A 22616-nucleotide genomic window follows, 5' to 3' on the forward strand; every position below is an offset into this window, starting at 1 on the left:
CGGCTCTTTGAGCATGGGGCAGCCTCTGAAAAGTCGATACCCCAATTACAACAAACCCCCGCCGCGATGGCGAGGGTTTGTCAGCAATCTGAGCCACGCCCGAAGGCGTGGCCTTGAGGAGGGGGCTATCGGGTCATCAGGCAGCCCAATGGTCATCGGAAAATGCCATCAGGCTGTCCTTGCCGCTTTCGATGTCCCTGAGCAGCCAGTCGATTTCCGGCAGCAGCTTATGGAAGTAGAAGCGTGCGGAAACCTGCTTGCCTTCGAGCAATGGCTGGTTGCCCTCACCACTGGCAAGTTGTTCGCCGGCAACACCGGCCATGCGTGACCACAGGTAACCGATCACGGTCAGGGCCATCAGGCGCAGGTAGGGTGTCGCGGCCGCACCGGCCTGCTCGGGATCCTTGGGAGCGTTGCTGGCAAGCCATAGAGTGGCCTGTTCCAATGCCTTGATCGCACCTTTCAGTTCCTCGCGATGGGGTGCCTCCGGATTGTCCTTGAGGTAGTCGGTCAGCGTGCCAAACAGGGTACGCACCAGTTGGCCACCCTTGAGTGACAGTTTGCGGCCCACCAGGTCCATGGCCTGGATACCATTGGTGCCCTCGTAGATGCGGGCAATCCGGCCGTCCCGGACCAGCTGCTCCAGCGGCCAGTCGGTGGTGAAGCCGGAGCCACCGAGGACCTGCAAGCCGGTGTTGGCGTTGTTGAAGCCCTCGTCGGTCAGGAATGCCTTGACCACCGGGGTCAACAGCTGCACCAGGTCATCGGCGGACTCACGAACGCCGGCGTCCGGGTGCGCCACGGACAGGTCGAGCTGGTGACCGGTGAACAGGGCGAGGGCGCGCATGCCTTCGTTCAGCACTTTCTGGCGCATCAGCATGCGGCGCACGTCCGGATGCACGATGATCGGGTCGGCCGGGCCGTCCGGGTTTTTCGGGCCGCTAAGCGAACGGCTCTGCAGGCGCTCCCGGGCAAAGCCGAGGCTTTCCTGATAGGCCATTTCGGCGAGACCAAGGCCCTGCATGCCGACCATCAGGCGGGCCTCGTTCATCATGGTGAACATGGCCCGCATACCGTCATTGGGTTCGCCCACCAGCCAGCCTTTGGCGCCCTCAAAGTTCATCACGCAGGTGGCGGAGCCCTTGATGCCCATCTTGTGCTCCAGGCCGCCACAGAAGGCCGGGTTGCGCTCGCCCGATTCCGGCAGGAATTTGGGCACCACGAACAGGGAAATACCCTTGGTGGTATCCGGTGCGCCGGGCAGCTTGGCCAGCACCAGGTGCACGATGTTGTCGACCAGATCGTGCTCACCACCGGTGATCCAGATCTTGGTGCCTTCCAGGTGGTAGCTGCCGTCATCGTTGGGCTTGGCCCGGGTACGGATCAGGCCCAGGTCGGTGCCGCACTGGGGTTCGGTCAGGCACATGGTGCCGGTCCACTCCCCGGAGATCAGCTTTTCCAGGTAGGTCTGTTTGAGTTCCTCGGAGCCGTGGGCATAGAGGGCGCTGATGGCGCCGTGGGTCAGACCCGGATACATGCCCAGGGACAGGTTGGTGGAGCACACCATTTCATCCACCACGAACTTGAGGGTATGGGGCAGGCCCTGGCCGCCGAACTCCAGGGGCGCGTCGAGGGCAGTCCAGCCGCCTTCAACAAATTTGCGGTAGGCCTCTTTGAAGCCATCCGGAGTCGTCACACTCCGGGTTTGCGGATCGTACTGACAGCCTTGCCGGTCACCGGTCTGGTTGGTGGGCTGAATGACTTCCGCCGCCAGCTTGCCGGCCTCGTCAATCACCGCGGACATCAGGTCCGGGGTGGCGTCGGCGTATTTTTCCAGCTCGTGCAGCTTGTCAGCTCCCAAGACATCGAACAGCAGGAAGCGAAGGTCATTCGAAGGTGCCTGGTATTGCATGGACGCTCTCCTCGTCGTTTTCAGGTCAGTCAGCCTGGATGTGATAGGCCCGGGCGTCTCAGCCCGGTACCCGTCTTCAAACTGGTGATTCATACGGCTGTTTGAACGCTTTGGTCTTCACGAATCGGGTAAAAAAGTGGCGCAACTTCATAAAAAAAACGTATCGACCTGTTGGGTTCGATTAATGGGTTTTTCTGAAAACCCTTTGGTAATCTTTTCAACCAGTTGGAGCACATCATGAAGCAGGTTTTGATTGCAGGTGTCAGCGGGGCGATAGGCTCCGCCCTGGCCCGCCAGTTACTCGATACGGATCCCGAACGGACCGTTCTCGGGCTGTGCCGGAACCCGGAGGCACTGCGGGAGCAGATCCCGGACAATCGGTTGCGACTGGTCCAGTGGGACGCGGAAACCGGCAGCGTGGAAGAACTGGGTAACGGCCTGGCGGAAGGGCTGGGTCCGGATGGCGAGCTGGACACCGTAATCTATGCCGCCGGCTTGCTGCACGACAGCGAGATTTTTCCCGAAAAACGGATCGAGGATCTTGAGGCTGGAGCGATGGCACGCTGCTTTGCCGTCAACTGCACCGGCTTTGGTACTGTGATGCGCGCGACCATACCCCATTTGCGGCATCGCCGGTTCAAGCGGATTGCGGCGATTTCCGCCAAGGTCGGGTCGATCGGAGATAACCGGTTTGGCGGGTGGTACGCCTACCGTTGTTCCAAGGCGGCGCTCAACATGCTGGTCAGGAATCTGTCGGTGGAATTGCCAAGGCGATGTCGGCCGGTGAGCTGTGTTGCCGTGCATCCGGGAACCACCGAATCGGGGCTCAGTGAACCATTCCAGCAGTCACTGGCCAGTCTGCAGGTACATAAGCCCGGGGAAACTGCAGCCAACCTGTTGAGGGTGATCGGATCACTGGATGAGAGCAGTAACGGGCGTTTCTTAAGTTGGGATGGTAGCGAATTGCCCTGGTGAGGTTGGATTCTGTACCGCCCCGAAGGAAAGGGCGGCACAGAATAAGGGTAGTAACCTACCGGATGAACGGATTGAGAAGGCGAGTAAATCGTCCGGTCAGCTTCACCGGAGCGCTTAGAACGGACAGAGTAATGCAGTCCTCACAGCCAACCGCAACCGGTTTGTGTTCATCCTGCTCGTTGAGCACGACAAAGTCCCACTGATTGAACACACCATTCTGGTCCGCGAACGCACCCTGGAGAACAATCGTCGTTTCATTGCCCCGGTGGGTGTGAGCGGGCGCCTTGCCTCCGGCCGCCAGTTTCTGCAACACCACCTGTTCGCTCTGGCCGGGAAATTTCTCGCTGATGTCCAGCACGCTGACATCGCCCAGCTGTCGCTTCCAGGGCAGTTCGTTCAGGTTTTCCCCGAGCAGCTTCTGCAGTGCGCTTATCCTCGGCGGAGCCGGTTGCACCGGTTCTCCGGCGGGCTCACTGTCAATGCGGGACAGAATGCTGTCAAACATGCTCTCGGAGACGTTGACCTTGGGCTGCTCTTCCATCATCACCGCGCCCAGGCTGTCCAGGGTGTCTACACGGCTCCTGCAGTGCGGGCACTTATCCAGGTGGAGCCGGATACACAGGGCATGGGGCTCGCTCAGGTTTCCTGCGCTGTACTCCATGAGGGTCAGGCTATCGGGATGGTGCCGTGTCATACGTTCTGATCCTGCAAAATCACTTTCAACTTGTTCAGGGCCAGGCGAACCCGGCTTTTCACCGTACCAAGGGGGATATTCAGCTCGTCCGCAACCATCTGGTGGGACTTGTTCTCCATGTAAACCTTGGCAATCACTGTGACCTGCTCCTCGGGCAGATGACTCAGTGATTCGCGGATTCGCCGCTCAGACATAAGACGGTGCAGAGAGGTAACCGGTTCATCCTCGTTGTCGCCCGGGATCTGCCAGAGGTCTTCGGTCTCTACCAGCATCTCGGCGCTGGATCTCTGCATCTTGCGCAGCATGTCGATGCGCTGGTTACGGGCAATGGTGAAAATCCAGGTGGATGCCGCCGCCTTGCGCCAGTCATAGAGACAGGAGCGCCGCCAGATCGAGACAAATACTTCCTGCACCAGTTCTTCCGCGTGGCTCGCCAGGCCATTGGCCATGGCGTAATACTTGATCTGCGGACCAAAGTGCTCGAACAGCGCGTGGTAGGCCTCGCGGTCCTGGTGTTTGCCCACTTTGTTCAGCAACTGGCTCCAGGGATCCTTTCGGCCCTCGGCTTTTGCTGGTTTCGGATCCAGTGTTGTCACCGGACGCTCCTTGACAGTCGCATGGCTTGAGCTTGTTCTGGTCATCATTCTATGCACTCGTCGCGGGTTTGTCAGTCGGAGGATTTACGAGGGCATAAAGACACCGGATCAGTGGGACCACAAAAAATCGGAAAAGTTTTCCGTTGCGGCCGGGCCGGCCGCAACGGCCGCTATTCCTCCAGGTAGGTGTAACCTTCCAGTCCGGCGGCCAATTCAGCCAGCAGGGCTTTCTGCTGGCTTTCTGACAGATCGCTGGCGGAGAACTTCCGACGATAGGCGGCCAGCAGCTGCTCCGGCTCGAAATTCACGTAGCGCAGTACCTTGGCCACGGTATCGCCGGTGATGGGGTCACCGATGACATAACCGCCCCGGTCATCCAGGCGGACGTCGACGGAGTGAGTGTCGCCGAACAGGTTGTGCATGTCGCCCAGGATTTCCTGGTAGGCGCCGGTCATGAAGAAGCCCATCAGTAATGGCTCATTGGGATTCTCTTCCGGCAGGGGCAGGGTGGTCTCGATGCCCTGGCCGTCCACGTACTGGTCGATACGGCCATCGGAATCGCAGGTGATGTCCTGGATGACCGCCCGGCGGGTGAGGGGACGGTTCAGCCCGTTGACCGGCATCAGCGGGAAAATCTGGTCGATGCCCCAGACGTCGGGCAGGGACTGGAACAGCGAGAAGTTCACGAACAGTTTGTCGGCCAGCTTCTCGTTGAGCTCGTCAATGATTTCCCGGTGGGCGCGGTTGGCGCTGTCCAGGCGGCTTCTGAGTAGCCGACAGCACCGGGTGTACAGGGTTTCCGAACGGGCCCGTTCGGTCAGTGACAGCAGGCCGTGGGCAAACTGGCTGTGAACTTCGGCCATGGCATGTAGCACGTCGTGGTAGATCTCTGCCAGTGAGCGGGGGGATTCGTTGTCCTCAAGGCTGGCCAGGTCTCGCCAGAGATCGTGCAGGGGCGCCGGCGCCTCTGCTTCCGGTTCGGTGGGGGTGCGGTTGTCCGGCTGTTCCTGGTCAATGACGTTGGTGACCAGCACCGAGTGGTGGGCGGTCAGGGCTCGCCCGGACTCACTAATCAGGTCGGGGTGCGGAATGCCCTGGCGCTCGCACTCGGCCTGAAGGACGTGGACCACGTTGTAGGCGTATTCGGACACGCTATAGTTCATGGAACAGCTGCTGCGGGAACGGGTGCCTTCGTAATCCACACCCAGGCCGCCGCCGATATCCACGGTTCCGATGGGGGCACCGAGATCGTGCAGCTCGGCGTAAAAGCGGGCACATTCCTTCAGGCCGGTCTGGATATCCCGGATGTTGGCAATCTGGGAGCCCAGATGGAAGTGCAGCAGTTGCAGGGACTCCAGAGCGCCGGCGCCGCGCAGGGTGTCCACCACATCCAGAACCTGGCTGGCGGAAAGCCCGAATTTCGATTTCTCGCCCCCGGTGTTCTGCCAGTTGCCCTTGCCGATGGTGGCCAGGCGGGCTCGTACGCCGATCAGCGGGGTTACCTCAAGCTCCCGGGCCTGCTCCAGGATCAGGGGCAGTTCGGATTGTTTCTCCACCACGATAAAGACCCGGTGCCCCAGTTTCTGGCCAATCAGGGCAAGACGGATGTATTCACGGTCCTTGTAGCCGTTGCAGACAATCACGGAACCGTTCTGGCGGGACAGCGCCAGTACCGCCATCAGTTCCGGCTTGCTGCCGGCCTCGAGGCCGATCTGGCCGGCGGAGGCGGCGGGTTCTGCCGCCAGCAGTTCTTCCACCACCCGGCGCTGCTGGTTGACCTTGATCGGGTAGACCGCAGTGTAGCGGCCCCGGTAGCCCTGGTCCGCTGCGACACGGTTGAACGCATTGCAGAGCGTGTTGACCCGGTCATGGAGGATGTCGGTGAAACGGATGAGCACCGGTAGCTGCACTCCCGACTGGCCGAGGTTGCGGGTCAGTTCCGGCAGGTTGATGGCGGCCGGGGTGCGGCCCCGGTCCGGCCTGATCAGGACCTCACCCTGCGGGTTGACGCTGATGTAACCGTCGCTCCAGTGGGCAATGTTGTAGACCTTGTGGGCAGGAGTGCCGTTGGCTTCGCTCATGCTTGCTATCCTTTCAGGAAACCGGGCCGGACGGGTGCCGGAAATATGGGCGCCATTGTAGGGCCAACCTTCGTTGGCTGAAAGAACCGGATGTGGAAAATACGTGCTTCCGGACGACCATAAATACTTTGGCTGCCGGGATCCCGGCCCTACAATACGCCCCTTTCAACATAGCCCATGGTGCACAGCGGGAGGCAACAGATGACAGCATTGAACGAGGGATGGTTTACCGAGGTCTTTCAGGATCAGGGTACGGCCTTTTCCCTGCAGGTGAAGAAGAAACTGCACGAGGAACAGACACCGTTCCAGAAACTCGAAATCTACGAGACCGAAACCTTCGGCAACCTGATGGTGCTGGATGGCTGTGTGATGCTGACCACCCGTGACAACTTCCTGTACCACGAGATGATGACCCATCCGGCCCTGTTCACCCACCGGGATCCGAAAAAGGTGGTCATTGTCGGAGGTGGTGACTGTGGCACGCTGAAAGAAGTGCTGAAGCATCCGGGTGTGGAAGAAGCCTGGCAGGTGGAAATCGACGAGCGGGTGACCCGCATGTCCGAGAAATATTTCCCGGAACTGTGCGAGGCCAATGACGATCCCCGCGCCAACTTCTTTTTTGGTGACGGTATCCAGTGGATGCGCGACATTGAGCCCAACAGCGTTGACCTGATCATTATCGACAGCACCGATCCGGTCGGCCCCGCCGAGGGCTTGTTCGCCCTGGATTTTTACCGGGATGCCATGCTGGCGTTGCGGGAGGGTGGCCTCATCGTGCAGCAGAGTGAATCACCGCTACTGCACACCGACACCATCATCAAGTCCATTCACGAGGACATGCGCAAGGCCGGTTTCGAACACGTGCAGACCCTGCCATTCCCCCAGCCGGTCTATCCCACCGGGTGGTGGAGCTGCACCATGGCCAGCAAGGCCAACCCGCTGCGTTATTTCCGGGAGGAGGATTCCGCAAATCGCCCGTTTGTCACCCGTTATTACAATCCGGGCGTCCATCACGGAGCCCTGGCCATGCCGCAGTTCATGCTGGATGCCCTGGAGGATCAGGTCGTTCCCGGGGAAGCGTGACGCAAAATTAGACACTTCCCGAGTCTGATCTAGACTTTAGGCAGTGATCGTCTTTCGATCATCAGCATTGGATTCAGCCAGAGGAAGTTGTAGAGGAAGTCGTTATGGATGTACGCAAGGGAGAGCAGGAGCGTAACTGGTTCCGCAGTAAGCGCTTTGAAATGATCAACGGTCAGTGGTACTTCCAGACCCGGGAGGGAACCATCGAGGGGCCGTTCGACAGCATGCGGGAAGCGGAGATGGAGTTGCTGCTGTATCTGCGTCATGCCGACGATGCCCTGTTCCAGGGCGTCTGAATGAAAGAAGGGGTCAGATGAAAGCGTTCATCTGACCCCATGTTCACTTCCAGTCTGCGGTATCCCTCGGGGTCAGATGAAGTTCTTCATCTGACCCCTACTTCACAGCGACTTCACTGCTTGCCGCTGACAAACTCCGGATAGGCTTCCATACCACACTCGGACAGGTCCACACCTTCGTACTCGTCTTCCTCGCTGACCCGCAGACCGATGACGGCCTTCAGGATGCCCCAGACAACCAGGCTGGCCACGAAGACCCAGACGAAGATGGTGATGGCGCCGATGATCTGGCCGCTGAAGCTGACGTCACCATTAGTGACCGGCACCAGCAGCAGACCCAGCAGACCACACACACCGTGTACGGAGATGGCACCCACCGGGTCGTCGATGCGCAGCTTGTCCATGGTCACGATACTCAGCACCACCAGGACGCCGCCGATGGCGCCGAAGAGGGTGGCTGTCAGGGCGCTAGGCGTGGAAGGCTCGGCAGTGATCACCACCAGGCCGGCGAGGGCACCGTTGAGCAGCATGGTCAGATCAGCCTTGCCGAACATCAGGCGGGCCGTGATCAGGGCGGCAACTGCACCACCGGCCGCGGCGGTGTTGGTGTTCAGGAATACCATGGCCACGGAGTTGGCGCTGGCGATGTCACCCAGTTTCAGGACAGAGCCGCCGTTGAAGCCGAACCAGCCCATCCACAGGATGAAGGTACCGAGGGTCGCCAGCGGCAGGTTGGCACCGGGGAAGGCCCGGATCTCGCCGTTCGGGCCGTACTTGCCTTTACGGGCACCCAGCAGGAGAACGCCAGCCAGGGCCGCAGCCGCACCGGCCATGTGCACGATACCGGAGCCGGCAAAGTCACTGAAGCCGAGGTCGCCAAGGCTGTACATGCCGAATACAGAGGCACCGCCCCAGGTCCAGGCACCTTCTATCGGGTAGATGAAGCCGGTCATGAATACTGCGAAGACCAGGAAGGCCCAGAGCTTCATGCGCTCGGCCACGGCACCGGAGACGATGGACATGGCTGTGGCGACAAACACCACCTGGAAGAAGAAGTCAGAGGCGCCGGAGTAGATGGAGCCACCCTCGAAGCCGTCTTCACGGCCGGCGAAATCGCCCAGTACACCAGCAACGTCCACATCGGCAATGCCGGACAGGAACACGTTGCCGCCGTACATGATGGCGTAACCGCAGACCAGGTACATGATGCAGGAAATCGCGAACAGCGCGACGTTCTTGGTCAGGATTTCAGTGGTGTTCTTGGCTCGCACCAGGCCGGATTCCAGCATGGCAAAGCCCGCGGCCATCCACATGACTAATGCGCCGCACACCAGGAAATAAAACGTATCTATAGCGTATTGCAGGTGAAAAAGATTGCTTTCCATTTGAAGCCCTCCGCACAAGGCTCTTCAGGTTATAGGTTTTTTGCGTTGGCTGACTGGTTGGTCAGGTCAGGCTCAGACCGCTTCTTCGCCGGTTTCACCGGTCCGGATGCGGATCGCCTGTTGCAGCTCGGTCACGAAGATCTTGCCGTCACCGATCTTGCCGGTGTTGGCTGCCTTGGTGATCGACTCGATAACCTGGTCCAGCAGGTTGTCGCCGATGGCGATCTCGACCTTGACCTTGGGCAGGAAATCCACCACATATTCAGCGCCACGGTAGAGCTCGGTGTGGCCTTTTTGCCGACCGAAGCCTTTGACTTCAGTGACGGTTACGCCTTGAACGCCAATCTCGGATAGTGCCTCACGGACATCATCCAATTTGAAAGGCTTGATGATCGCTGTCACAAGTTTCATTGCTTTCTCCTTGGTAAAGCCGTCCCAACAGTGAGGGCCCGTCGGCCGATTGTTGAGTTCGGGATGCTGCCACCTCGCACACCAATTGTGCGGATTGCGTACGAGTGTTCTAGCATCGGGTATGCCAACGCAAAAAAAATATTTTAAAACAACAAGATATCTATTGCTTGTCCCAGATTGGCGCAAAAGTGCGCACCAAAACAGGGCGGCTCGCTGCCCGGCGGTCCATTTTGGAGCCATTCGCCGCACAGCGACGGCAGCCATTATATAGCTGACAGGCAACAGTATGGCAGGCCCACGTGTGTGATACACTCCCGGAACTGCTTTTTGGTGTCCGGCCCAGGCCGGAATCCGCAAGTTTGGGAACCAGTGAGGTAAAACGTGAAAGGTCCGCAGGATATACTCGCTCAGCTACAGGGCCAGTTTGGTCAGTTCGTCCCCGATATGGCCCGTGCCGCCCGGGAAGACTTTGAAACCCAGGCCCGCGCCACGGTGATGTCGGTCCTGTCGCGCCTGGAACTGGTGACCCGGGAAGAATTTGATGCCCAGCAGGCGGTACTGATGCGGACCCGGGAAAAGGTGGAGGCACTGGAATCCCGCGTGGCCGAGCTGGAACAGAAACTCCAGGGCAAGTAATGCCCTGTTGGTGGGCAGGATGCCCGCCCGAACGAACCATGGAAGGTGATTATGCTTGCCGTTGTCCATTCCCGCGCCAGCATTGGCGTGTCGGCCCCTGCGGTTACCGTGGAGGTCCATCTCTCCGGCGGCCTGCCCGCCCTGTCCATTGTCGGCTTGCCGGAAACCGGTGTCCGTGAAAGCAAGGAACGGGTGCGCAGTGCACTGCTGAACGCCGGCTTCGAATTTCCCGCCAAACGCATCACCATCAATCTTGCTCCGGCCGATCTTCCCAAGGAGGGTGGGCGCTTTGACCTGCCGATTGCCCTGGGCATCCTGGCGGCTTCCGGGCAGATTCCGGAGCAGAGTCTGGAGGGCTGCGAGTTTGTCGGCGAACTGTCCCTGGATGGCGCGCTTCGACCCCTCAAGGGCATTCTCCCGGCCGTACTGGCGGCCCGGAGTGAGGGGCGTCAGCTGCTGGTGCCCCAGGCCAACGCCGAAGAAGCGGCGCTGGCGAGCCGGGATGATGTGCTGGCGGCTGCTCACATCCTGACCGTAAGCGAGCATTTGTCCGGCCGGGCGCGACTGGTTCCTGTCCCCGGCGCGACCCGGGAGCAGGCCGCGGACGACCGCCAGCCGGTGGCCGATCTCTCCGAGGTGCGGGGCCAACGGGTGCCCCGCCGGGCGTTGGAGGTCGCTGCAGCCGGTGGTCATAACCTTTTGTTGTTTGGTCCGCCTGGGACGGGCAAGAGCATGCTGGCGAGTCGTTTGCCCGGCATTCTGCCCATGCTGACGGATGACGCCGCCATGGAAGTGGCGAGCGTACATTCGGTGGCCGGACTGCCGGTCCGGGAAGGCCGCTGGCGGGAGCCGCCGTTTCGCGCACCCCACCACACTGCTTCCGCCGTGGCACTGGTGGGTGGCGGCAGCAGCCCCCGTCCGGGTGAGATCTCCCTGGCGCACCGGGGCGTACTCTTCCTTGACGAGTTACCGGAGTTCGAACGGCGGGTACTCGAGGTGCTGAGGGAACCGATGGAAACCGGGGAAATCGCCATCAGCCGGGCGGCCCGGCAGGTGCGATTCCCGGCCCGTTTCCAGGTGGTGGGAGCGATGAACCCCTGTCCCTGTGGTTACAGCGGTCACCCATCCATCGACTGTCAGTGCACGCCTTCCCAGGTGATGCGATACCGCTCGAAAATCTCGGGGCCTTTGCTGGACCGTTTCGACCTGCACGTGGAGGTGCCGGTGCAAAGCGGCGAAGTATTGATGCAGTCGGGTACGGAAGAGGAATCGAGCGCCTCGGTGCGTGTCCGGGTGGAAGGCGCGCGGGCGCGTCAGCTGGAACGGGGGCAGCTCAACGCCCTGTTGTCCGGGCGTGCCCTGCATGAGGCCTGCCGCCTCGATGCTGATAGTGAGCGGATGCTGGCCGGCGCCATGGAACGGCTGGGACTGTCGGCCCGGGCGCTCCACCGTATCCTGAGACTGGCACGCACGCTGGCGGATCTGGAGGCGGTGGAAACGGTGTCCTACGCCCACCTTGTGGAAGCCCTGGGCTACCGTCAGCTCGATCGGCAGCAGGGCCGGCACTCGGTGGTATCCGCCTGAGCCGACGGACTCTGGTAAACTGTGGCCCAGATTGTTAACCAGAACCCGCAGCCTGCGGTTAAGGATTCCAGATGACCGACCAGAAAGAACCGCAAGACCAGAAGGATACCGCGGATTCCCCGGTAACCACCCGCCGCGGTGTCCGCAGCTTTGTGCTCCGTCAGGGTCGTATGACCGAGGGCCAGAAAAAAGCTTTTGACCGGGGCTGGGCCAAGTACGGCCTGAGCCGCGATGACGGCATGATCGATCCCCGTGAGGTGTTTGGCCGTGATGCCATGCTCAACCTGGAAATCGGCTTCGGTATGGGCAAGTCCCTGGCCGAGATGGCCGAGGCCGCGCCGGAGCAGGATTTTATCGGGGTGGAGGTGCATCTGCCGGGTGTTGGCGCACTGCTCAAGGAAATCGAGGACCGGGGCCTGGAAAATGTCCGCATCTACAACATTGATGCCAATGATGTCATTGACCTGTGTCTGCCGGATGCCTGCCTTGATCGGGTCATGGTGTTTTTCCCGGATCCCTGGCCGAAGAAGAAGCACCACAAGCGTCGGTTGATTCAGCCGGAGTTTGTCCAGCGTCTCCGGCACAAGCTCAGGGTAGGCGGTGTGCTGCACCTGGCGACTGACTGGGAAAACTACGCAGAGCACATGATGGAAGTGATGAGCGAATCGGAGGGCTTTGCCAACGCGAAGGAACCGGGGGAGTTCTCACCGCGTCCGGATGACCGGCCGATCACCAAGTTTGAAAAGCGCGGTGAGCGCCTGGGCCACGGCGTCTGGGACGTGCTGTTCCACCGCACCAACTGATCAAGGTGACCGGGTCAGCCGTGTGCGAGGGGATGTCGCCGGGCGGCCCGGATGATCACCAGGCCGGCCACGCCCAGGGTCAGACCGGTAAACTTGACCAGCGCACAGAGCGTGGCGGAAAGGCTGACCGCGTCCGTGGGCGGGTTGAAGTTGTTCAGCAGCAGGACGTTCTCGGTAACATCCGCAAGGCCCGCCGCAATAAACAGTGCCCGTACCCAGCGGGCAATCACCCTCTCCCTTACACCCGGCCGGTCCCGCATCAGGTGACGGGTCAGGTGCAGCAGGGCGAGCAGGTAGGCAGCTATAAAGACGAAATCGAGCCACAGGGAAACCCGGGCCCAGAACTGGCCGTCGGAGCGCCAGCTGCGAAGAATGGCATGGGTCTGGTCAGCGGTGGCGGCCAGCTGGAAGCTGACGATGCCCTGGGGCGCAGAACCGGTCTGCAATGGCTGGTTGACCACCAGCAATCCTCCCAGCAGGAGAGCAGCGGTGATCAGGCTGGTCTTCAGCGTTTTTGGCAGGGCTGCCCATCCGTGTGCCGGGTCCATCAGAGAAAACGCTCCAGCAGGCTGTTGAGATATCGCTGGCCAAGCTCCGTTGCCTGCAACCGGTCGCTTACCAGCAATCCTTCCTTCCGTAACTGATCAAGTTGTACCCTAACTGACTCGAGGGGTAAACCCGTTCGTTCCGCAAACAGCGATTCCGCCACACCGTCCTTGAGCCGCAACACATTCATCAGGAATTCCAGCGGCCGCTCGTCCGGTTCAATGGTTTCCACACCGGCGGTGCGGCTGCCGATGCGGTTGAGGTAGGCCTCGGGCTGGCGGGTTTTCCAGTAACGCCGGATGCTGCCATCGGCGAGGCTGATCTTGCCATGCGCGCCGGCGCCCAGCGCGAGGTAGTCGCCGAACGTCCAGTAGTTCAGGTTGTGCCGGGAGGCCCGTCCGGGCTGGCACCAGGCTGACACCTCGTAGTCCTCGAAGCCGTTCTCCCGCAACAGTCCGGCACCGGCCCGGTAGATGTCCCAGAGCCGGTCATCGTCCGGCAGGTCCGGCGGGCGGCTGAAAAATTCCGTGTTCGGTTCCAGAGTCAGCTGGTACCAGGACAGGTGCGGCGGCTCGTGGCTGAGCGCTTCGCGCAGGTCCGACAGGGCCTGATCCGGGGTCTGGCCGGGCAGCCCGTGCATCAGGTCCAGGTTGAAGTTGTCGAAGCCTGCGGTTCGGGCCGCTTCCACGGCACGGTGGGCGGAATCGCGATCGTGAATGCGCCCGAGCACACGCAGGTGCTCCGGGTTGAAACTCTGGATGCCGATGGAAAGGCGATTGATGCCAGCCTGCCGGAACGCTTCGAAGCGGCCCTGTTCCAGGGTGCCGGGGTTGGCTTCCAGAGTGATTTCCGCATCCGTCGCAAAGGCAAGCTTGTCCCGCAGGGCTTCGAACAGCTGGAAATAGAAATCGCCCGTCATCAGGGAGGGCGTGCCGCCGCCGATGAAGACTGTCTGGATCGCCCGGCCCTGAACCAGCCCCAAATCCTGCTCCAGATCCTCCAGCAAGGCAGCCAGGTAAGCCTTCTCCGGAATGTCGCCGCGGATCGCGTGGGAGTTGAAGTCGCAGTAGGGGCACTTGCGCACGCACCAGGGCACGTGGATGTAGAGGCTCAGGGGCGGATTCACCGCCACCGGGGTAGTGGCGGACATGGCCTCAGAGCTCCGCCTTCAGGTGTTCCAGCAGCTGGGCAAGGGCACGGCCCCGATGGCCGATGCGGCCCTTTTCGGCCCGGCTGAGTTCAGCGGCGCTGCAATCGTGTTCCGGCGCCAGGAAGATCGGGTCATAGCCGAAGCCGCCGTCGCCCCGGGGCTCGCGCAGAATCCGGCCCGGCCAGCGACCGTGGCAGATAATGGGCGTCGGATCGTCGGCGTGGCGCAGATAGACCAGTACGCAATGGAACTGGGCTCCGCGGTTCCCATCGGGGACGTCCTTGAGGGCATCAAGCAGGGCGTCGATGTTGTCCGAATCGGTTGCCTCCTCGCCGGAAAACCGGGCAGAGCGCACGCCGGGTCGGCCGCCCAGGGCATCCACGGCAATGCCGCTGTCGTCGGCAAGCGCGGGCAGGCCGGTCTCGCGGGCAGCGTGCCGGGCCTTCAGGATGGCATTCTCCACAAAGGTAACCGCCGGTTCTTCCGCCTCACCCACGCCCAGCTCGCCCTGGGCAACTGGTGCGAGACCCAGGGGGGCGAGCAGTTCGGTCAGTTCGGCAATCTTGCCCTTGTTGTTGCTGGCGATAACGAGTTGCTGTGACATGATTCAGTCGCTGAACAGGGTGTGGGCAAAACGGATCGACAGGTCCTGCTGGTGGCCGGTCGGGCGCGCGGTGATATTGAAGGTCATCAGCTCACCCGACGGATACTGGTACTCGGCGATGAAGTAGACCGCATCGCCTTCCTGGATGCGTCGGAACGCCAGGAAATTGACCTGCTGGATATCGTTGGTGACTTTGCCCTCTACCTGCCCTCCGACGGGTTTGAGGGTGCCGTTTTCCTGCTCCTGCATGATGGAAATATTGACGATGCCGATGCCCTTGCTGCGTTGCAGGTCGTTGGCCTTGGCCACTTCCGGTGACAGGAAGGTGCTCGGCAGCACACTCCAGTGCACCTGGTAGTCCCCGAAGTCCTTGGAGCCGGCGGCCTGGGCCTGCAGGCTGGCCAGGGCCAGGAGGGCGGTGGCCAGAACGGTTGTGAAAATCCGGAGTTGCTTGATCATTGCTCGTTCTCCCGTGTGATGCGGTAAATGGCGATTTCCCCCAACAGGTTAGGCCATAACCGGGCAGACCAGCTGTTCTGGTGCTGGCCGTCGACCACCCGGCGGCTCTTGATCCGGATGCCCTTCTGGCGGCACAGGGCCTCGAAATCCTTGAAGGTACACAGGCGGATGTTGGGGGTGTTATACCATTTATACGGCAGTGCCTCGGATTCGGGCATACGACCGCTCAACGCCAGGCCCCACCGCAGCCGCCAGTGGGCGAAGTTGGGGAAGGTGACAATGCCCTCCCGGCCCAGTCGCAGCATCTCGTCCAGCACCTTGTCAGGCCGGCGAACGGCCTGCAGGGCCTGGGTCATCAGTACAACATCGAACATGCCGTCATCGAAGTTGTCCAGGCCCTGGGTATCCAGGTTCTGTTCGATCACGGCCACACCCCTGTTCATGCAGGTGGTGATGTGGTCCGGGTTGATCTCCAGGCCGAAGCCGGTGGCCCGGCGTTCCCGCTGCAGGTAGTCGAGCAGGGTACCGTCACCACAACCCAGATCCAGCACGTGATGACCGGGTTTGATCCATTGCTGGATGATCTCGAGGTCAGGTCTCATGCGCCCACCTCCCTGGCTACCCGGTCCATGTAGGCGGTGAAGACGTCGGTATACCTGGGGGTGGGGATGAGGAAGGCATCGTGCCCCCAGGGTGCGTCAATCTCGGCGTAGCTGACTTTCTTGCGGGCAGAGATCATGGCGTTCACCATTTCCTCGGAGCGCTGGGGCGTGAAGCGCCAGTCGGTGCTGAAGGACAGCACCAGAAACTCGCACGTGGCCGCGGCAATTGCCCGGGACAGGTCGCCGCCGTGCTCATAGGCCGGATCGAAATAGTCCAGGGCCCTGGTCATGAGCAGGTAAGTGTTGGCATCGAAGGACTCTGAGAACCGCTCGCCCTGGTACCGCAGATAGCTCTCCACCTGGAACTCGGCGTCATAGCCAAACTTGTAGGCTTCCTCCCTCAGCTCCCGGCCAAACTTCTCACCCATGGAGGCATCGGACAAGTAGGTGATGTGACCGACCATCCGTGCCAGCATCAGGCCGCGGCGGGGCAGGGTGTCAAAATCGTAGTAGCGGCCGCCATGGAATTCCCGGTCGGAGGTGATGGCCTGGCGTGCCACTTCGTTGAACGCGATGTTCTGGGCGGTCAGCCTGGGCGTGGAGGCAATCACCACCGCGTGCCGGAGCCGGTCAGGGTAATCGAGGCTCCACTGAAGGGCCTGCATGCCGCCGAGGGAGCCGCCAACCACCGCCGCCCAGCACTCGATGCCCAGGCGATCGGCGAGCAGGGCCTGGCTTTTCACCCAGTCACTCACGGTAATTACGGGGAATTCGGGGCCAAAGGGTTTGCCGGTGGCCGGGTTATCCGAACTCGGGCCGGTACTGCCGTGGCAGCCCCCCAGGTTGTTCAGGGAAACCACGAAGAAACGGTTGGTATCGATGGGTTTGCCGGGGCCGATGCAGCTGTCCCACCAGCCGGGCTTGCGATCACCCATGCTGTGGAAACCCGCGGCATGGTGATGGCCGCTGAGGGCATGGCAGATCAGCACGGCATTGCTGGCGTCGGCGTTCAGCTCGCCGTAGGTTTCCACCACCAGGTCGTAGCTGCCCAGTTTCTGGCCGCAAGCCAGTTCGATGGGAGTGTCAAAGTGGTAAGACTGTGGGGTAACTATCCCGACAGAATCCGCGGGCAGGGAATCGGGCATCGGCGCGACAGGTTCCTGGTTCGATCCGTAAGTAACTGGAACGGCGACAGCAAAGCCATCGCCAGCCCAGCAGTTTATAGCCGGGTGGAGATGGCTGCAACCGGGAAGCAGGTGCCTGGGAACCGGGACTAGATCACCCCGGAAATATTCACCACCTTCTGCTGGATCAGGGTTGGCGCCGGTTTACGGATCTGGCGCTGCATGGCATCGGCCAGCTCAAGCTGGCGACGCAGGTCGGCAATGGTGGTTTCGAGCTTCTCCCGCTCGGCCCGGCCGTCCCGGTCGCTCCTGACCATGTCTCTCAGCCGGCGGATCTGGTGTTCCAACAGCTGCTTCTGCTCCATGGAATACTGCATGATGGGGAGCAGGGCCTCGTGGGGCCAGCGTTCTACATCCTTGCGTACCCGCTTGTGAAGGGTGCGGGCCTCTCCGACCATGACGTTGAAAAAGCGCCGCACCAGCAGGGATTGCTCGGTCAGCAAGTTTTTCGGGCTGATCCGGAAGCGCCTGGCTTTCTTGCGCAGCTCCCGGATGGCGATGACATGCCGACCGGCGCGCAGTGGAATGGGTTCCAGGTGCCGGGCCCGGGTGTCTTCGTTGTAGCGCCGGTAAATGGCGCCGACCATCTTCTCCGCCAGGTGACCCTCACTCATCAGGTTGGTGAGGTCGGCCTCCAGCAGTTCGAAGAAATGATCCATGGCCCGGTTCATGCCGGCGGTGGTCCAGCTCTTCGACATCGACGCCCGGATTTTCTCGGCATGCTCTTCGAAGCGTTGCTCGCTGACCAGTCCCTTGAGCGTCTTGCCCTGGGAATCCACCAGCCGCCGGCTGGAGCGCAGGGAGATGAGCTTCTTGTAGTAGAAGTCGTAATCCTTCTGGGCCCGCTCCGCTAGCCGGCTCAGGGCGTCTTTGTCCATGGTAGCGCCGGAGCAGGCCTGGAGTTCCTCTTCCAGGGCCTCGAGCCGGGTCTGCATGGCCGCCTGGCTGTTCTGGAGCATGCCCAGCAGATCATTGATCAGGCTCTGGGTAATCAGCTGTTCCTTGTGCATCAGGATGCGTTTGATGATCAGCTGTTCCAGCTGGCCGATGTTGGCTCGTTCGAACAGGTCGGCATCCCGGCGGACGCGGGCAATCAGGCCCTGTTTGGCCGACAGCGGAATGACGTCGTGCTGACGGATGCCCAGGTGATCAGCAGTGTAGCTGCGCACCCGTTCGATGGCGTCCCGGGTGTGTTTTTCACCCTGCAGGTCATCCCAGAGCACATCGATCTTGTTCAGGGCTGCAAACCGGCCGGCCCGGTGATCGGCATGCTCGGTGTCGATGTGTTCCTTCCAGATGGTCATGTCACTGGCGGTGACACCGGTGTCGGCGCTGAGTACAAAGATCACCGCGTGGGCCCGGGGCAGCATGCTGATAGTGAGTTCCGGTTCGGAACCGAGGGCGTTCAGGCCAGGGGTGTCAAGAATGCGCAGGCCGCGCTCGAACAGGGGGTGGCGGATGCTGATCTGGGCGTTACGCCAGGCCGGTACCAGAACATTGCCGGGATTGTTGCGGTCATGCTCGAGCATGGCCTCGTCGAAACCCAGGTTCCGGGCCTCGTGCGGTGGCACGCTCTTGACTCGGGCAACCTCGGCCAGGACTTCGCGCATGATTTCCGGGTCGCGTTCGTCGAGCTCGTGCTTGACCCAGCGTTCCGGCTGCTTGCGCAGTTGCTGCAGGGACAGTTCTCCGGTGCGGGTTTCGATCGGAAGCAGGAGCAGATAGTTCTGGTTGGCCGTGCGGTCAAAGAACAGCTCGGTCGGGCACATGGTGGTTCGCCCGGCCTGGGAGGGCAGCATACGCTGGCCATACTCCGAGAAAAACAGGGCATTGATGAGCTCGGTCTTGCCCCTGGAATACTCGCCGACAAAGGCAATCGTGAGCTCATCCTCGATGAGCAGCTCGAGCCCGTTTCGGATGCGGGTGCTGATGTCGTCGGAAAACAGGTCGTTATCCTGCAGCCAGAGGCGATAGCGCCCGATCTGCCGGATCAGTTCCTTCTTCCAGTTATGGTAAGCCTCTACCTGCTGCGACAGAGTTCCCTGCGGGTTCATTGGAGTTTCCTTCTGCGCGACTTCCCGGTATACCGGCGCCCGCCGCCTGCCGGGCGCGCGGACTACAGCAATTCATGAATAAGTAGTAATACTATCCCGTCTTCTGAATCCATGTGTACCTTCCCTTGGCATTTCGACGGACAGGTCACAATTTTTTGCAATAAAAAGCCGCAAAATCAATGAGATGATTTTGCGGCCTGGATTCATTGTTTTTCGTTTCCGGGTGTTACCGAATGTATATCCGAAAGACAGGTTACATGCCGAGGCCAATGGACCCGAGGCCGGCGGCCAGTTTCATGTGATCAATCACAACCGAGATCACGTTCAGGATCAGGAACACGATAATCGGGGACAGATCCAGCCCGCCCATGGCGGGCATGATGTTGCGTACCGGGCGCATGACCGGCTCGGTGATCTGGGCAACCAGCTGAATGGCCGGGTGGCCACTCTGGGGAGCGATCCAGCTCACCACCACCACCGCGATGACCGACCAGAAGTAGATTTTTACTATCAGGCTGAGCACATTGAGAACGGCCCAGACCAGCAGGGTGATCGGGTTGATCGCCGGAATGCCGCCGTTGAGTGCGATCAGGATGAAGAAGAAGGTGATGGCCTGGATGATGATCGCCAGCACCAGGGAGGCGCCGTCGATACCGCCCCAGCCCGGAATGAAGCGCCGCAGCGGGCGTAACAGCGGGTTGGTCGCCTTGACCACGAACTGGGAAATCGGGTTGTAGAAATCGGCCCGGGCCAGCTGCAGCAGGAAACGCAGTAGCACAATCGTCAGGTAAAAGGTGGACGCGATCAACAGGATGGTGATCAGGATGTCTGCCAGCATGAAGCTGTGTCTCCGTTATCGGTTACTGTTTGCCGGCCAGTTCTTCGGCCATTTCTTCCGAGCGCTTGAATGCGGCGCCATAGGCTTTCTTGACCAGGTCTCGCAGGCCGCCTTCCTCGAAGGTATTGATTGCCTGCTCGGTGGTGCCGCCGGGGGACATGACATTGCGCTTGAGCTGGGCAGGGTCGTGCTCGCTCCGGGCGGCCATTTCCGCGGCGCCGGCCATGGTCTGGATCGCCAATTCCCGGGCGGTGGCCGGTTCAATGCCGGCTTCTGTGGCTGCCGTCTCGAGCGCTTCGAGCATCAGGAAGAAGTAGGCGGGACCACTGCCGGACAGGGCAGTCACCCCGTGCAGCAGGTTTTCGTCATCCACCCACAGCGCAGAGCCGATACTTTCAAACACGGCCTGGACCATCTTCTTCTGGTCGTCTTTCACGTGATTGTTGGCGAACAGGCCGGCAGCGCCTTTTCCCACCAGCGAGGGTGTGTTGGGCATCACCCTTACCATGGGCAGCCCCCCGCCGAGCCATTCGTCGAGGGTGTCGGCAGTGAGTCCGGCGGCAATGGAGACCATCAGGGGGCGGGTGTTCTGTACCACCGGGGCAATATCGCGGCAAACGTCCGCCATGACCTGGGGCTTGACCGCCAGGATGACCATGTCAGCCTGCTGGGCGCAATAACGGTTGTCGGTGGTCACGCTGACGCCAAAGCGCTTGCGGATGGCCTGCAGATGACCGTCATCCGGGGCGCTAACCCAGATATCACCGGCTTTATAGCCGTTGTCCAGCATGCCACCGATAATGGCGCTGGCCATGTTGCCGGCTCCGATAAACGAGATAGTGGGCGATGTGCTCAAGGTTCACTCCAACGGTTGAACGGTTAACAGTTTGAACCGGATGATAGCAGGAACTGAGGGATTCAGCTCTGGGGCTCCTTGGGTGGCCGGGCTCCGAACACCGCGGTGCCAATCCGGACCCAGGTCGCGCCCTCGGCAATGGCCATTTCCAGGTCACCGGACATGCCCATGGACAGGGTATCCAGCGGGCCGGCCTCAGGACATTTCTGCTTCAGGGATTTGAGGGCGTTGGCCAGTTTGCGGAAGCTGGACCTGAGCTCCGATTCCGGCTGCTCGGGATCCGGAATGGCCATCAGGCCCCGCAGGCTGAGGTTGGGAAGTTCGCCGATTGCCGAAACCAGCTCGGGCAGCTCCTCCAGGGTACAGCCGGACTTGGTGTCTTCCTCATCGATATTGACCTGCAGACAGATGTTGAGGGGCGGTAGTGACGGCGCACGCTGCTCGCTGAGGCGACGGGCGATCTTCAGGCGGTCGACACTGTGGACCCAGGCAAACGATGCGGCGATCTGCCGGGTCTTGTTGGACTGGATCGGACCGATGAAATGCCATTCGATGCCGTCCAGATCCTCCAGGGCCTCGATCTTCTCGAGGGCTTCCTGCAGGTAGTTTTCGCCAAACGCAATCTGGCCCGCAGCGAAGGCTTCACGCAGGTCTTCCGGCGGTCGGGTCTTGCTGACTGCCAACAGGCGCACACTGCCGGGGTCCCGCCCCGCGTTCAATGTTGCTTTTTGTATGCGTCGGGTTACGCTCCCGATGTTGTCTGCTATGCTGCTCATACTGTGAGTTTGCCGCTTCTGGATTAAAAGAAAAAGCCCTCCGAGGAACCCTATGGATATTACTGAACTGCTTGCCTTTTCGGCCAAACAGGGTGCGTCCGATTTGCACCTTTCCTCTGGTTTGCCCCCCATGATTCGTGTCGACGGCGATGTACGCCGGATCAACCTGCCGCCGATGGAGCACAAAGAAGTGCACGGCCTGATCTACGACATCATGAACGACAAGCAGCGCAAGGATTACGAAGAATTCCTGGAAACCGACTTTTCCTTCGAGGTTCCCGGTGTTGCCCGTTTCCGTGTAAACGCATTTAACCAGAATCGCGGCGCCGGTGCCGTGTTCCGGACCATCCCCTCGAAAGTGCTTACCATGGAAGATCTGGGCATGGGCCAGGTTTTCAAGGATATCTCGTCGGTTCCCCGCGGGCTGGTGCTGGTGACCGGGCCCACCGGTTCCGGTAAATCCACCACGCTGGCGGCCATGATGGACTACATCAACGACACCCGCTACGAGCACATCCTCACCATCGAGGACCCGATCGAATTCGTGCACGAATCCAAGAAATGTCTGGTCAACCAGCGGGAAGTGCACCGGGACACCCTGGGCTTCAACGAGGCCCTGCGTTCGGCACTGCGGGAAGACCCGGATATCATCCTGGTGGGTGAGCTCCGGGACCTTGAAACCATCCGCCTGGCACTGACCGCCGCAGAAACCGGTCACCTGGTATTCGGCACCCTGCACACCACCTCGGCGGCCAAGACCATCGACCGGGTGGTGGACGTGTTCCCGGCCGAGGAGAAGTCCATGGTCCGGTCCATGCTCTCCGAATCCCTGCAGGCGGTTATCTCCCAGACCCTGATGAAGAAGATGGGCGGCGGACGGGTTGCCGCGCACGAGATCATGATCGGTACCCCGGCTATCCGGAACCTGATCCGGGAAGACAAGATCGCCCAGATGTACTCCGCGATCCAGACCGGCGGCTCGCTCGGCATGCAGACTCTGGACCAGTGTCTGGAGCGGCTGCTGCAGAAAGGCCTCGTTTCCCGTGAGGCTGCGCGCGCCAAGGCGAAGATGCCGGATAACTTCTGAGGTA

General features: G+C 61.0%; 23 protein-coding genes. 7 read left to right on the forward strand and 16 right to left on the reverse strand.

Annotation, left to right across the window (positions count from 1 at the left end; genetic code table 11):
• Positions 1-136: 136 nt before the first annotated feature.
• Positions 137-1912 (reverse strand): acyl-CoA dehydrogenase C-terminal domain-containing protein, encoded by a 1776-nt coding sequence (locus tag DET50_RS14740; RefSeq protein WP_113863571.1) that lies wholly within the window; start codon positions 1910-1912, stop codon positions 137-139.
• A 237-nt stretch (positions 1913-2149) separates the two neighbouring features.
• Between DET50_RS14740 and DET50_RS14745 the strand changes: the two genes are divergently transcribed.
• Complete coding sequence (locus DET50_RS14745; RefSeq protein ID WP_113863572.1) at positions 2150-2887, forward strand: SDR family oxidoreductase; 738 nt, start codon at positions 2150-2152, stop codon at positions 2885-2887.
• A 55-nt stretch (positions 2888-2942) separates the two neighbouring features.
• On the opposite strand, the gene DET50_RS14750 is transcribed toward DET50_RS14745, so the two are convergent.
• The 3 genes from DET50_RS14750 to speA all read right to left on the reverse strand — a co-directional run bounded on the left by DET50_RS14750 (position 2943) and on the right by speA (position 6258).
• The gene (locus DET50_RS14750) at positions 2943-3581 is read right to left on the reverse strand and encodes a ChrR family anti-sigma-E factor (RefSeq protein ID WP_113863573.1); all 639 of its coding nucleotides are present in this window, start codon (positions 3579-3581) and stop codon (positions 2943-2945) included.
• On the reverse strand, positions 3578-4177 hold the full coding sequence (locus DET50_RS14755) for a sigma-70 family RNA polymerase sigma factor (RefSeq protein ID WP_113863574.1): 600 nt from the start codon (positions 4175-4177) through the stop codon (positions 3578-3580). The genes DET50_RS14750 and DET50_RS14755 overlap by 4 nt, the downstream gene beginning before the upstream one ends.
• Positions 4178-4347: 170 nt before the next feature.
• On the reverse strand, positions 4348-6258 hold the full coding sequence (gene speA / locus DET50_RS14760; RefSeq protein ID WP_113863575.1) for a biosynthetic arginine decarboxylase: 1911 nt from the start codon (positions 6256-6258) through the stop codon (positions 4348-4350).
• A 201-nt stretch (positions 6259-6459) separates the two neighbouring features.
• On the opposite strand from speA, the gene speE reads away from it, so the two are divergent.
• Together speE and DET50_RS14770 are read left to right on the forward strand one after the other, a co-directional pair.
• Positions 6460-7341: a polyamine aminopropyltransferase gene (gene speE / locus DET50_RS14765; RefSeq protein WP_113863576.1), complete on the forward strand. Its 882-nt coding sequence runs from the start codon at positions 6460-6462 to the stop codon at positions 7339-7341.
• Between the two features lie 104 nt (positions 7342-7445).
• A complete protein-coding gene (locus DET50_RS14770; protein WP_113863577.1) occupies positions 7446-7637 on the forward strand; it encodes a DUF6316 family protein in 192 nt (63 codons plus the stop codon).
• A 113-nt stretch (positions 7638-7750) separates the two neighbouring features.
• Here the strand turns inward: DET50_RS14770 and DET50_RS14775 are convergent, their stop codons facing one another.
• Together DET50_RS14775 and glnK are read right to left on the reverse strand one after the other, a co-directional pair.
• A complete protein-coding gene (locus DET50_RS14775) occupies positions 7751-9022 on the reverse strand; it encodes an ammonium transporter (protein ID WP_113863578.1) in 1272 nt (423 codons plus the stop codon).
• A 72-nt stretch (positions 9023-9094) separates the two neighbouring features.
• Positions 9095-9433 carry a P-II family nitrogen regulator gene (glnK, locus tag DET50_RS14780; RefSeq protein WP_091997389.1) on the reverse strand — a complete coding sequence of 113 codons (339 nt, stop codon included), beginning with the start codon at positions 9431-9433 and terminating at the stop codon, positions 9095-9097.
• A 381-nt stretch (positions 9434-9814) separates the two neighbouring features.
• Between glnK and DET50_RS14785 the strand changes: the two genes are divergently transcribed.
• From DET50_RS14785 to trmB, 3 genes are all read left to right on the forward strand, one after another.
• Complete coding sequence (locus DET50_RS14785) at positions 9815-10069, forward strand: accessory factor UbiK family protein (RefSeq protein ID WP_113863579.1); 255 nt, start codon at positions 9815-9817, stop codon at positions 10067-10069.
• A gap of 51 nt (positions 10070-10120) precedes the next feature.
• Entirely contained in the window at positions 10121-11653 is a 1533-nt protein-coding gene (locus tag DET50_RS14790; protein ID WP_113863580.1) for a YifB family Mg chelatase-like AAA ATPase, read from the forward strand.
• A 71-nt stretch (positions 11654-11724) separates the two neighbouring features.
• Positions 11725-12456, forward strand: a complete 732-nt coding sequence (gene trmB / locus DET50_RS14795; protein ID WP_113863581.1) for a tRNA (guanosine(46)-N7)-methyltransferase TrmB — start codon at positions 11725-11727, stop codon at positions 12454-12456.
• A gap of 14 nt (positions 12457-12470) precedes the next feature.
• On the opposite strand, the gene DET50_RS14800 is transcribed toward trmB, so the two are convergent.
• The 10 genes from DET50_RS14800 to DET50_RS14845 form a co-directional block, all read right to left on the reverse strand.
• Entirely contained in the window at positions 12471-13004 is a 534-nt protein-coding gene (locus DET50_RS14800; RefSeq protein WP_113863582.1) for a hypothetical protein, read from the reverse strand.
• Entirely contained in the window at positions 13004-14152 is a 1149-nt protein-coding gene (gene hemW, locus DET50_RS14805; protein ID WP_113863583.1) for a radical SAM family heme chaperone HemW, read from the reverse strand. Before hemW ends, DET50_RS14800 begins: the two co-directional genes overlap by 1 nt.
• Positions 14153-14156: 4 nt before the next feature.
• The gene (rdgB, locus tag DET50_RS14810; RefSeq protein ID WP_113863584.1) at positions 14157-14756 is read right to left on the reverse strand and encodes an RdgB/HAM1 family non-canonical purine NTP pyrophosphatase; all 600 of its coding nucleotides are present in this window, start codon (positions 14754-14756) and stop codon (positions 14157-14159) included.
• A 3-nt stretch (positions 14757-14759) separates the two neighbouring features.
• Positions 14760-15215 (reverse strand): DUF4426 domain-containing protein, encoded by a 456-nt coding sequence (locus DET50_RS14815; RefSeq protein WP_113863585.1) that lies wholly within the window; start codon positions 15213-15215, stop codon positions 14760-14762.
• On the reverse strand, positions 15212-15817 hold the full coding sequence (metW, locus tag DET50_RS14820) for a methionine biosynthesis protein MetW (RefSeq protein ID WP_113863586.1): 606 nt from the start codon (positions 15815-15817) through the stop codon (positions 15212-15214). Before metW ends, DET50_RS14815 begins: the two co-directional genes overlap by 4 nt.
• Positions 15814-16962 carry a homoserine O-succinyltransferase MetX gene (metX, locus tag DET50_RS14825; protein WP_113863587.1) on the reverse strand — a complete coding sequence of 383 codons (1149 nt, stop codon included), beginning with the start codon at positions 16960-16962 and terminating at the stop codon, positions 15814-15816. The genes metW and metX overlap by 4 nt, the downstream gene beginning before the upstream one ends.
• Before the next feature lie 128 nt (positions 16963-17090).
• On the reverse strand, positions 17091-19055 hold the full coding sequence (locus DET50_RS14830) for a dynamin family protein (protein ID WP_113863588.1): 1965 nt from the start codon (positions 19053-19055) through the stop codon (positions 17091-17093).
• Between the two features lie 253 nt (positions 19056-19308).
• A complete protein-coding gene (locus DET50_RS14835; protein ID WP_113863589.1) occupies positions 19309-19893 on the reverse strand; it encodes a YggT family protein in 585 nt (194 codons plus the stop codon).
• A gap of 22 nt (positions 19894-19915) precedes the next feature.
• Positions 19916-20749, reverse strand: coding sequence for a pyrroline-5-carboxylate reductase (gene proC / locus DET50_RS14840; RefSeq protein ID WP_113863590.1), 834 nt, complete (start codon positions 20747-20749; stop codon positions 19916-19918).
• A gap of 62 nt (positions 20750-20811) precedes the next feature.
• Positions 20812-21525, reverse strand: coding sequence for a YggS family pyridoxal phosphate-dependent enzyme (locus tag DET50_RS14845; protein ID WP_113863591.1), 714 nt, complete (start codon positions 21523-21525; stop codon positions 20812-20814).
• 52 nt (positions 21526-21577) lie between these two features.
• On the opposite strand from DET50_RS14845, the gene DET50_RS14850 reads away from it, so the two are divergent.
• Positions 21578-22612, forward strand: a complete 1035-nt coding sequence (locus tag DET50_RS14850) for a type IV pilus twitching motility protein PilT (RefSeq protein WP_091997362.1) — start codon at positions 21578-21580, stop codon at positions 22610-22612.
• The last annotated feature ends 4 nt before the right edge of the window (positions 22613-22616 follow it).

The sequence above is a fragment of the Marinobacter pelagius genome, from assembly GCF_003315345.1.
GTDB classification, from domain to species: domain Bacteria; phylum Pseudomonadota; class Gammaproteobacteria; order Pseudomonadales; family Oleiphilaceae; genus Marinobacter; species Marinobacter pelagius_A.